The organism is Stenotrophomonas sp. YJH_SMC_46, assembly GCF_059370315.1.
Window position 1 is genome coordinate 14,298 of the sequence record NZ_JCAFTO010000002.1, and the last position, 12,041, is coordinate 26,338.

General features: G+C 67.8%; 4 protein-coding genes and 1 riboswitch. All 4 genes read left to right on the forward strand.

All coding sequences use genetic code 11. The features are described 5' to 3' along the window. The first annotated feature begins 42 nt into the window (after positions 1 to 42). The 4 genes from AC5P8C_RS05080 to AC5P8C_RS05095 all read left to right on the forward strand — a co-directional run bounded on the left by AC5P8C_RS05080 (position 43) and on the right by AC5P8C_RS05095 (position 11,682). On the forward strand, positions 43 to 1,839 hold the full coding sequence (locus AC5P8C_RS05080) for an autotransporter assembly complex protein TamA (RefSeq protein ID WP_495218618.1): 1,797 nt from the start codon (positions 43 to 45) through the stop codon (positions 1,837 to 1,839). Beyond that, on the forward strand, positions 1,836 to 5,690 hold the full coding sequence (locus AC5P8C_RS05085; RefSeq protein WP_495218397.1) for a translocation/assembly module TamB domain-containing protein: 3,855 nt from the start codon (positions 1,836 to 1,838) through the stop codon (positions 5,688 to 5,690). The genes AC5P8C_RS05080 and AC5P8C_RS05085 overlap by 4 nt, the downstream gene beginning before the upstream one ends. 179 nt (positions 5,691 to 5,869) lie before the next feature. Then, positions 5,870 to 8,017 carry a S46 family peptidase gene (locus tag AC5P8C_RS05090; protein ID WP_019661761.1) on the forward strand — a complete coding sequence of 716 codons (2,148 nt, stop codon included), beginning with the start codon at positions 5,870 to 5,872 and terminating at the stop codon, positions 8,015 to 8,017. A 206-nt stretch (positions 8,018 to 8,223) separates the two neighbouring features. Further along, positions 8,224 to 11,682 carry a hybrid sensor histidine kinase/response regulator gene (locus AC5P8C_RS05095; RefSeq protein WP_495218398.1) on the forward strand — a complete coding sequence of 1,153 codons (3,459 nt, stop codon included), beginning with the start codon at positions 8,224 to 8,226 and terminating at the stop codon, positions 11,680 to 11,682. 252 nt (positions 11,683 to 11,934) lie between these two features. After that, a riboswitch (yybP-ykoY riboswitch) is annotated at positions 11,935 to 12,024 on the forward strand. The last annotated feature ends 17 nt before the right edge of the window (positions 12,025 to 12,041 follow it).

The following is a 12,041-nucleotide window of genomic DNA, read 5'->3' on the forward strand; positions in this document are numbered from 1 at the left end:
TCCAACGACGTGATGCATTTCGCATCGTCACCTCCGGTCGGTATGCTGTGCCGCATGCAGCCAAAGAAATACGCCCTGCCGCTGATGGTCCTGTCGCTGGCCGCCACCTCCGTGGCCCACGCGCGCGGCACCATCGACAAGGTGGACATCAAGGGATTGGACAAGGGCGACGACGCCGCAATCATCGAGAACATCCAGGAATCGCTGTCGCTGTTCGACACGATCGGCAAGGAGCAGGGTGAATCGCGCCTGGAGTACTTGCTGTCGCAGGCCGAGCGGCAGACCCGCCAGGCGCTGGAACCGTTCGGGTACTACAACCCGGTGATCAAGGTCGAGGCGCCGCGCCAGGATGAGCACGTGCGCGTGCTCATCCATGTCGACAAGGGGGCCCCGGTGACCGTGCGCCGCGAGCACATCGACATCACCGGCCCGGCGATGTACGACCAGTACCTGCAGGACGACCTGGCCGCATTCAAGCCCCGCAAGGGCCAGCGCTTCGAGCACACCCAGTACGAAGCCAGCAAGATCACCATCACCCGGCGCCTGGCCGAGCGTGGCTACTTCGATGCCGACTACACCCAGCGCCAGGTGCAGATCACCCGCGCCGACAACGCGGCCGACATCGACCTGACCTGGGACAGCGGCCGCCGCTACAACATCGGCCCGGTGCGCTTCCAGCAGGACTACTTCGTCGACAAGCTGTTCGACCCGCTGGTGTACTGGGAGCAGGGCAGCTACTACCACGAGGGCAAGCTGGACCGGCTGCGCGAGTCGCTGACCAAGCTGGACTACTTCAGCGTGATCGACATCCAGCCGCGTCCGGACCAGGCCGACGAAAACGGCGAAGTGCCGGTAGACGTGAAGCTGACGCGCGCCAAGCGCACCATCTACACCGCGGGCCTGAGCTACGGCAGCGAGAGTGGCCCGGGTGTGCGTGGTGGCATCGAGCGGCGGTTCCTGAACAACCGCGGCCACAAGATGAACACGCAGCTGGACTATGCGCAGAAGCGCAAGAGCCTGATCACCAGCTACCGCATTCCAGCCTTCAACTGGCTTGATGGCTGGTACACCTTCGCTGCCAGCGCCTACGACGAGCAGACCGACTACATCGACCTGCGCAACTTCAAGCTGATCGCCAGCCGCAGCGGCGAGATCAACGAACACTGGACCGCGATCGCCTCGATCAACGCGCTGCGCGAGCGCTGGCGCTATGCCTCGGGCACCGAATTCACCGACGCGGTCTACAACACCTCGACGCTGGTCTACCCGCAGCTGGTCGCCGACTACGTCGACGTCGATGACGAGCTGTTCCCGCGCAAGGGCGTCAGCGGTACGGCAACGATGCGCGCCGGTGTGGAAGGTGCGGGTTCGGACACCAGCTTCGTGCAGGCCAATGCCGTGCTGCGCTGGTACATCCCGGTGGGCGATAGCAATCGCCTGATCCTGCGCGGCGAGGGTGGCACCACCTGGACCAGCGACCTGGTGGCGATGCCGCCGAGCCTGCGCTACTTCGCCGGTGGTGACCGCAGCATCCGCGGCTACGCCTACCGTGAGGTTGGCCCGCGTACGCCGAAGCCGGACAAGTATGCGCTGGGTGCCAAGAACCTGGTGATCGGCTCGGCCGAGTACGAGCACTACTTCAACGGTGGCCCCTGGGGTGCGGCGGTGTTCGTCGATACCGGCAGTGCCTTTGACAACACCATCGACCTGCATACCGGCGTCGGCTTCGGCGTGCGCTGGAAATCGCCGGTGGGCCCGGTGCGGGTGGATATCGCGCACGGCCTGAACAACCCGGATTCGCAGTTCCAGCTGTACCTCAACATCGGAGCAGACCTGTGAGTGCCCCCGCACCGACTCCGAACAGGCCGCCGCGCGTGCGTTTCTACCGGCGCCGCCGCTTCTGGGCCTGGTCCGGCGTGGGCGTGCTGGGCCTGGTGCTGCTGGCCCTGCTGGCGGTGTACTGGCTGCTGCAGACCGTGGCCGGCCGTGACGTACTGCTGGCCCAGGTGGTGGCGCGCCTGCCGGTGGGTGCCAGCTTCACCTGGGACAAGGTGGACGGCCCGGTGGCAGGGCCGCTGACCTTGTACAACGTCGACTTTCGTTACGACGACATCCATTTCCACGCCGAGCGCGCCTACCTGGAGCCGGACCTGCGCCCGCTGCTGGGCCGCAAGCTGCTGCTGGACAAGCTGGAGCTGAGCAACGCGACGTTGAACCTGGCCAAGAGCGATGAGCCGTTCAAGCTGCCGTCGTGGCCCGATTCGCTGCCGCAGATCGAGATGCCGCTGGCGATCCAGGCCGACGCCATTGCCATCGACGGCTTCCGCATCAGCCAGGCCAACGAGCCGGTGATCGACATCAGTCGCGTGCGTGGTGGCATCGAGATCGCCAATGGCGAGTTCCAGGCACGCAGGCTGGTGGTGGACAGCGACATGGGCAACTTCACCGCCCAGGGTCGCTACATCCCGGCCAAGGACTACGACACCGACGTGACCGTCACTGCCGTGCTGCCGGCACCGCGTGGGCGCACGGCCGCCACGGTGGGCCTGGTCGCCCGCGGTGACCTGTCGCACATGGAAGTGGCCGTAGCCGGGCGCGCGCCGAAGCCACTGCACGCGATGCTGGTGTTCGATGGCCGCACCGACCCGACCTGGAACGCCAGCGTGCGCAGCGACGAGCTGGATCTGGCGCTGCTGTCGCCAGCATTGGCGAGCTCGGCGATCGCGCCGTTGTCGCTGGACTTCACCGCCGCCGGCAAGGGCGGCAATGCCAACCTGCGTGGCAAGGTAAAGCAGGGCGATCAGGAACTGGAACTGGCACCGTCGGTGGTGTCATTGCAGGACCAGGTGCTGAAGGTCTCACCGCTGCTGGTGAAGGGCCTTGGCGGTGAGGCGCGGCTGGAAGGTACCGCCGATTTCAGTCAGGAAGACCAGCAGAAGCTCAACTTCTCGGTGGTCGCGCGTGACCTGACCTGGGTGCCGGCACCGGACCCGAACACCGCCGGCAGCGCACCGGTGCCGGTCACCCTGAAGGAAGCACGCTTCGGCCTGGCCGGTACCCTGAAGGCCTGGGCGGCGATCGGCCGCGCCGATGTCGAACGCGAAAAGCAGAAGGCCCAGCTGCGCTTCGACGTACGCGGCAACGACCAGGCCGCGTCGATCCACCAGTTGCAGGCGCAGACGCCGGGTGGACAGCTGCAGGTGGAAGGCCAGGTGGCGTGGGCACCGCAGCTGGACTGGGATGCCAAGGCCACGCTGAAGGACTTCGACCCTGGCTACTTCGTGCCGGGCTGGAACGGCCGGCTGTCCGGCAACCTGGCTTCGAAGGGACGGCAACTGCCGCCGCCGGCAAACGCACCGCCGGGTACCACCGGCACACTGGAAGCCACGGTCGATCTGCCGTCGCTGAAGGGCGTGCTGCGCCAGCGCAATCTCGATGCGCAGGGCAAGTTCGCGCTGCAGGGCGCGCAGGGCCAGGGCGACCTGAAGCTGTCGCTGGGCAGCAGCCGGGTGACCGCGTCGGGCAAGGTCGGCGACCGCCTCGATATCGATGCGCGTTTCGAACCGCTGCAGCTGAGCGATCTGCTGCCGGGCGCCGATGGTGGCCTGCGTGGCCAGGTACAGGTGAAGGGCCCGCGCGACGCGCCGGACATCACCGCCGACCTGGTCGGCAACAACCTCAACTGGGACGGCTACGGCGCCGAAAGCGTGAGCATCAAGGGCCGCCTGCCGTGGCGCGGCGACAGCGGCACGCTGGCGATCCAGGGCCAGCAGGTCAACGCGGGCATGCTGCTGGAGCGCTTGAACGTGGATGCGCAGGGCAGTGTCTCCAACCTGCGCCTGGCTGCGCAGACCCGCAACGAGATGGGGGCGATCGAGCTGCAGGGCAGCGTGCGCCAGCAGGGCACGCAGTGGCGCGGCGAGCTGGCCTCGCTGCGCATCGCACCGGTGAAGGGTGATGCGTGGTCGCTGCGTGCACCGGCGGCGTTCGCGATCAACGGCAGCACCTACACCCTGTCCGAAGCCTGCCTGGCCGCCGCCAGCAGCGGCGCGCTGTGCGCACAGGCCAACTGGCCGCGCGAAGGCCTGGTGGTGCGCAGTGACGCGCTGCCTCTGGCGCTGGTGCAGCCGTGGCTGCCGCCGCAGTCCGGCCGCCGCATCTATCTGCGCGGCGACGTCAGCCTGGACGCGCAGATCCGCCCGCGTGGCGCGACCTGGGAAGGCCATGTGGAAGTGCGCTCGAAGGAAGGCGGCGTGCGCCTGGGCGAGAACCGCAACACCGTGGGCGATACCACCCGCGGCGAACTGGTGCGCTATGACCAGTTCTCGCTGAAGCTCGACATGACCCCGTCCAGCATCAAGGGCTACCTGGGCATGGGCTTCCAGGGCAACGGCTTCGTCGACGCGAAGATGCAGACCGGCTGGGAAGCCAGTGCACCACTGAACGGTGAGCTCTATCTGAACATGTCGCGGCTGTACTGGCTGGAGCTGTTCTCGCCGGACATCGTGCGCCCGACCGGCCTGATCGAGGGCCACGTGAGCCTGCGCGGTACGCGCGGGCAGCCGTCGCTGGGTGGCGACGCGCAGCTGAGCAACTTCAAGGGTGAATTCCCCGCGCTGGGCCTGACCTTCGACCAGGGCAAGGGCAGCTTCGTGGCCCAGCCCGACGGTTCGGCCAAGATCACCGCGCAGGCCAACTCCGGCCAGGGCACGCTGTACGTGGACGGTGGCCTGTCGTGGTTCGGTGATGCGCAGCCCTTGCAGCTGAAGATCCACGGCGAGAACGTGCTGCTGTCCAACACCAGCGAACTGCGCATCGTCGCCAACCCCAACCTCGACTTCACCCTGGCCAAGGCAGCGATGGAGCTGCGCGGTACCGTCCACGTGCCCGAGGCCGACATCGACCTGGAGCGCCTGGACCGTGGCACCTCGGTGTCCGAAGACGTGGTCGTGCTGGATCCGGCTGATCCGGAAGAGTCGCGCACCTCGCCGCTGGACATGGACCTGACCGTCAGCCTCGGCGAAAAGGTGAAGATGACCGGGTTCGGCCTGAAGGGCGCGCTCACCGGCAAGATGCAGGTCTGGGCCAAGCCCGGCCGCGAAATGACCGCCAATGGCGGCCTGGAAGTGAGCGGCCGCTACAAGGCGTACGGGCAGGACCTGACCATCACCCGCGGCAACCTCAACTGGAACTACAACGCGGTGTCCGACCCGCGCATCAACATCCGTGCCGAGCGACGGATCGGTGATGTCACCGCCGGCATCGACGTGACCGGGCGTGCCCAGCAACCGCGTGCCGACGTGTGGTCCGATCCTGCGATGTCGCAGTCCGAGGCACTGGCCTATCTGGTGCTGGGACGCAGCCTGACCGGCGCCAGCAGCGACCAGGCGCAGCAGGTCAACGCGGCCTCGGCGGCGCTCTCGGCCGGCAGTGGCCTGCTGGCGTCGCAGCTGGGTGCCAAGCTGGGCCTGGACGATGCCGGCGTGAGCCAGTCGCGCGCGCTGGGCGGCTCGGTGATCGGCGTCGGCAAGTACATCTCGCCCAAGCTGTACGTGGGTTACGGCGTGTCGCTGGTGGGCGCAGGTTCGGTGATCACGCTGAAGTACCTGCTGCGCCGCGGGTTTGATGTGGAAGTGGAGTCGAGCACGGTGGAAAACCGTGGGTCGATCAACTGGCGGCGGGAGAAATAACCCGCCGTGGCATCCCTGTAGAGCCGAGCCATGCTCGGCTTCCGCGCGCAGCGCGGTCTGCAGGAAGAGCAGCCGAGCATGGGCTCGGCTCTACCTGACAGGCCCCCAACCATCGGCCGTTGCCCCATCCGGCCCCAGCGGCTATGGTCCCGGGCTGTTCTGTCGTACCGGATTGCCTCATGTCACCACGCAAAGCCCTTCCCACCGCCCTGGCCCTGGGCCTGACCCTCGCCGCCGGTGCTCACGCCGACGAAGGCATGTGGATGCCGACCCAGCTGCCGGAACTGGCCAAGCCGCTCCAGGCCGCAGGCTTCAAGGGCAATCCGGCCGACCTGGCCAACGTCACTGCACCGCCGCTGAGTGCCGTGGTGCGTGCCGGTGGTGGCACCGGCTCCTTCGTGTCCTCCGACGGCCTGCTGCTCACCAACCACCACGTGGCGATGGGCGTGATCCAGTACAACAGCTCGCCCGAGCACGACCTCATCAACGGTGGCTTCATCGCCAAGGACCGCGCCGACGAGCGCCCGGCCAACCCGGACTTCCGCGTTCTGGTCACCGTCGGCTTCGACAAGGTGACCGACCAGGTGCTGGCGCAGGCCCGTGGCAAGACCGGCCGCGCCTACTTCGATGCGGTGGATGCGGCCAGCAAGCAGATCGTGGCCGAGTGCGAGAAGGACGGCAGCGTGCGCTGCTCGGTGGCCAACATGTACTACGGCACCGACTTCTACCGCATCGCCCAGCTGGAACTGAGCGACGTGCGCCTGGTGTATGCGCCGCCGCGTGCGATCGGCAACTACGGCGATGAGATCGACAACTTCATGTGGCCGCGCCACACCGGCGACTTCACCCTGCTGCGCGCCTACGTGGGCAAGGACGGCAAGCCGGCCGCCTACAGCAAGGACAACGTGCCCTACCAGGCACCGGCACACCTGCAGATGTCGGTGGAAGGCCCGAAGGAAGGCGACTACGCGATGCTGGCCGGTTACCCGGGCATCACCTACCGCCACCGCACCGCGGCCGAATTCGCCGGCCAGATCGATGCCGTGCTGCCGCGCCGCGTGTCGGTGTTCCAGCAGATGATCGACACCATCGAGGCCGCCACCGCCAAGGACGCGCAGGCGCGTACCCGCTATGCCTCGCAGCTGCAGTCGCTGAAGAACAACCGCAAGCGCGCCGCTGGCGAACTGGAAGGCCTGCTGCGCAGCGACGCCAAGGCCCAGCGTGCCGCCGACGAGACCGCGATGCTGGCCGCGACCGACCGCAAGTACCAGGGCGACATCAAGGCGTTGCTGGCCAACCTGTCGCAGGGCGCGGCGGTGGGCGAGCGTGACCTGCTGCTGGACCAGATCGCCGCGCAGAGCCAGCTGCTGCGCTCTGCGCTGCTGCTGGAGCGCCTGCGCATCGAATCGGCCAAGCCTGACGCGCAGCGCGAGAGCGGTTACCAGCAGCGCGACCAGGCGATGATCGAAGGCGTGCTCAAGCAGGTCCAGCGCCGCTACGCGCCGGAGGTCGAGAAGGCCCTGCTGACCACCCTGCTGACCCGCTACCAGCAGCTGCCGGACGCGCAGCGCGTGGCCGAGTTCGACGCGGCCTTCGGCCGCACCCCGCAGCAGCTGGCCACGGCGCTGGACACCCTGTACGCCGGAACCCAGCTGGGCGATGAGGCGCAGCGCCTGTCGCGCTTTGCCGCCGCACGCGAAGGCAAGGCCCTGGCCGCCGATCCGCTGATCGCCGTGGCCGGCCCGCTGGTGGCCGCGCAGCTGCGCATCGAAAACGAGAGCAAGACCCGCGAAGGCGAGCAGCTGCGCCTGCGCCCGGCGTACATGCAGGCGCTGTTCGCCTGGCGTGCCAAGCAGGGCCGTGCGGTGTACCCGGACGCCAACCGCACCCTGCGCATCAGCTACGGCAAGGTCGAGGCGCTGCACCCGCGCGATGGCGTGACCTACTCGCCGGTGACCACCGTGGCCGGCATCGTCGAGAAGAACACCAACGCCTATCCGTTCGACGCACCCAAGCCGCTGCTGGCCGCGATCGCCAAGGGTGACTTCGGCAGCACTGCCGACCCGGCGCTGAAGACCCAGACGGTCAACTTCCTGACCAACCTGGACACCACCGGCGGCAACTCCGGCTCGCCGGTGCTCAACGCCAAGGGCGAACTGATCGGCCTGAACTTCGACAGCAACTGGGAATCGGTCAGCGCCAGCTGGTGGTTCGACCCGCGCTACAAGCGCGCCGTGCACGTGGACATGCGCTACCTGCGCTGGTTGCTGGCCAAGGTCTACCCGGCACCCGAGCTGCTGAAGGAAATGGGTGTACCGGCCCAGTAAACCGGTACCTGGCAGGCGCCCACCGCTTCCTGGTGGGTGCCCATTGATTCCCGGTAGGTGCCCACTGTCAGTGGGCACGGATGTCCCCGTCACGACCAACGGTCGTGACCCACCAGACGGACCAATGGTCGTGACCCACCGCCATGACCTACCCGCACGACCAGCGGTCGTGATCTACTGACCCCTGTCCTGACGGAAACGCACGCGTGGTCTCCAGCTGGATCCTGCTGCTGGTCTCGGTTGCCTATGCTGCGCTGCTGTTCGGCGTGGCGTGGTGGGGCGACCGTCGGCCGATGTACCCCGACCGGCCGTGGCTGCGGCCGGTGGTCTACAGCCTGGCGCTGGCCGTGTACTGCTCGTCGTGGACCTTCTACGGCGCGGTCGGCACCGCCGTTCGCAACGGCGTGGGCTACCTGCCCATCTACATCGGCCCGCTGCTGCTGCTGCTGTTCGGCTGGCGCATCATCGAGCGCCTGGCGCTGATCGCGCGCAGCCAGAACGTGGTCTCCATCGCCGACTTCATCTCCTCGCGCTTCGGCCGCTCGCGGCGGCTGGCGGCGCTGGTGGCGATCATCGCGCTGATCGGCATCATTCCGTACCTGGCCCTGCAGTACAAAGCGGTGGCGATGAGCCTGCAGGTGCTGACCGGCAACACCGGTCCGACCGGCTTCTTCACCGATCCCGCGCTGTACGTGGCGCTGCTGATGGCGCTGTTCGCCACCCTGTTCGGTACCCGCCAGGTCGATGCCACCGAACACCACCACGGCATGATGCTGGCCATCGCCTTCGAATCGGTGATCAAGCTGCTGGCGATGCTGGCCGTGGGCGTGTTCGCCTACCTGTGGCTGAGCAACCGCACCGACGCGGTGGTCGAGTCGGTGCATACGCTGTTCACCGGCCTGCCGCCGGTGGGCTTCATCTCGCAGACCCTGCTCAGTTTCCTGGCCATCATCTGCCTGCCGCGCCAGTTCCACGTGGCCGTGGTCGAGTGCGGCGATGTGCGCGACGTGCGCCGCGCGCGCTGGATGTTCGGCGGCTACCTGGTGCTGATCTCGGGCATGGTGCTGCCGATCGCCACCGCCGGCGTGACCCTGTTCGGCACCGGCGGCAGCGTCGCCGACGACTCGATGGTGCTGGCCCTGCCGCTGGCCGAGGGCCGCAACGCACTGGCGCTGATCGCCTACGTGGGCGGCTTTTCGGCGGCCACCGGCATGGTCATCGTGTCGTCCATCGCGCTGGCCACCATGGTCAGCAACGACCTGGTGATGCCGGTGCTGCTGCGTCGGAGCGGTGACCACCAGGAGGCCGCCGACGTCGCCTCGCGCGTGCTGTGGATCCGCCGCCTGGCGATCCTGCTGCTGGCGCTGATGGCGTACAGCTACTACCGCACCAGCAGCAACGACAGCACGTTGGCCTCGTACGGCCTGATGGCGTTCGCGGCGGTAGCGCAGTTCGCGCCCGGCCTGATCGGCGGCCTGTACTGGCGCGGTGCCAGCCGGCGTGGTGTCGAGGTGGGCATGCTGCTCGGCTTCGCCACCTGGCTGTACACACTGCTGCTGCCAGCGATGACCATGGCCGGCTGGGTTGATGCCGGCTGGGTGCAGCACGGTCCGTTCGGCATCGACTGGCTGCGTCCGCAGCAGCTGTTCGGCATGTCCGGCTGGGATCCGCTGACCCACGGCACGTTCTGGTCGCTGCTGGTCAACGCGGCGACGATGATGCTGGTGTCCGCGCGCTGGCGCCCCGGTGTGGACGAGCGGCTGCGCGCCGCGCCGTTCCTCGACCCGTATGCCGAGCGCCCGTCGGTGGCCGGTGGCTGGCCCGGCCACGTGCATGTGGGCGACCTGCTGGCACTGGCCTCGCGCGTGGTCGGAGAGCGCCACGCGCGGCGTTCGTTTTTCGAGCAGGCACAGTCGCTGGGGCGCGAGCTTCAGTCCTCGGCGCCTGCGGACCGCCCCTGGGTACAGTTCACCGAACGGCTGCTGGCCGCCTCGATTGGTGCGGCATCGGCGCGCCTGCTGCTCACCAGCCTGCTGCGTGGCTCGGGCATGGACCTGGGTGAAGTGGTGGCGGTACTGGACGAAGCCGGGCAGGAACTGCGCTTCAACCGCGAGATCCTGTCGACCACGCTGGAGAACATCAGCGCCGGGGTCAGCGTGGTCGATCCGGACATGCGCCTGACCGCGTGGAACCGCCGCTACCAGGACATGTTCGGTTACCCCGACGGCATGCTCTACGTGGGCCGCCCGGTGGCCGACCTGATCCGCTACAACGCCGAGCGCGGCGAGCTGGGCGAGGGCGATATCGAAGTGCAGATCAACCGCCGCATCGGCTACATGCGCGCCGGTTCGCCGCACGTGTTCGAGCGCACCCGCAGCGACGGCAAGGTGATCGAGATGCGCGGCCAGGCGCTGCCCGGCGGCGGCTACGTGACCAGCTACAACGACATCACCGACTACAAGCACGCCGAAAAGGCGCTGCTTGAAGCCAACGAGACGCTGGAACAGCGCGTGGCCGAGCGCTCGCATGAGGCCGAGGTCGCACAGCAGTCGAAGACGCGCTTCCTGGCGGCGATCAGCCACGACGTGCTGCAGCCGCTGAACGCCGCGCGCCTGTTTGCGTCCGCGCTGCGCGACAGCGATCACGTGAGCGACGAGCAGAAGCATCTGGCCGAACGCGTAGACGCGTCGCTGCGTGCGGCTGAGGAGTTGCTCGATGGCCTGCTGGACGTGTCACGGCTGGATGCGGGTGGCCTGCACCCGGTGATCGGCGAATTCGACGTGAGTGCGTTGATGCGCGAACTGGCGGCGCAGTACACGCCGGTCGCCGCCGGTCGTGGCCTGCGCCTGGACCTGTTCGCGCGCCCGGCGTGGGTACGCAGTGATCGCCGCCTGCTGCGCCGCGTGCTGCAGAATTTCCTGGCCAACGCGTTGCGCTACACCCGCCAGGGGCGCATCGTACTGGCGGTGCGCCATCGTGGCGACGAAGTGGAGCTGCAGGTATGGGATACCGGTCCCGGCATTCCCGAGCACCACATGCGGCAGATCTTCGATGAGTTCCACCGTTACCAGCAGCCGTTCGACTGGGGCGAGCAGGGTCTGGGGCTGGGCCTGTCGATCTGCCAGCGCATCTCGCGCCTGCTTGACCATCGCCTCAATGCGCGCAGCCGCGTCGGCAGCGGCTCGATGTTCTCGATCATCCTGCCTCGTGTGGCGCCGTTGCCGGGCTACGCCGAGCTGGCCACGCCGGTACAGGCGGTGGCCGCACCGGTACGCAGCGATTCGCTGGCCGGCCTGCGCGTGCTGTGCGTGGACAACGATGAGGAGATCCTCGACGGCATGCGTGCATTGCTTGGCCGTTGGCAGGTGCAGGTGATCACTGCCGCCACCGTCGACCAGGCGCTGGAGAAGATCGCCGAGCGCCCGCAGGTGATGCTGGTGGACTACCACCTGCACGACCGCATGGATGGCCTGGATGCGCTGGTGGCGTTGCGCGAAGCGGCCGGTTACTCGCTGCCGGGTGCCCTGCTGACCGCCGATGGCCGCGACGAACTGAAGCGGATGGCACGCGAACGCGGCTACCGCGTGCTGACCAAGCCGATCAAGCCGGCCTCGCTGCGCGCCTTCCTCGGCGCGCTGCGCGACGCCGGCAACAGCGATGCCTGATTGGCAACTGTAGAGCCGAGCCTACGCTCGGCTCCTGCGCGCGGCATGGTGTTCCGTGGCCCGGACGAACAGCAGCCGAGCATTGGTCGGCTCTACAAGAATCCACTTGCGCGGCCCCTCTGTAGAGCCGAGCCTATGCTCGGCTTCCGCGCGCTGCACGGCGCCGATATAGCCATCGCTATACAAACCAGCCCTGCCTGCGCGTTTCGCTGGAAATGCGCCACGCGTGGATCGCGATGCTAAGCTTCGCGTCCCCTTGGGGAGTAGCCGGATTCCTTCGCAGGAATCGTCCACGTCAACATACTCGGCCAGTGCGCCGTGGCGTGGACAACCATGATGGTTGGCGAGACCAGCGGCCC

Bases quoted from the DNA above. Each gene is read 5' to 3' on its own strand.
- AC5P8C_RS05090 (WP_019661761.1), top strand. From the start codon at position 5,870: ATGTCACCACGCAAAGCCCTTCCCACCGCCCTGGCCCTGGGCCTGACC.
- AC5P8C_RS05080 (WP_495218618.1), top strand. From the start codon at position 43: ATGCTGTGCCGCATGCAGCCAAAGAAATACGCCCTGCCGCTGATGGTC.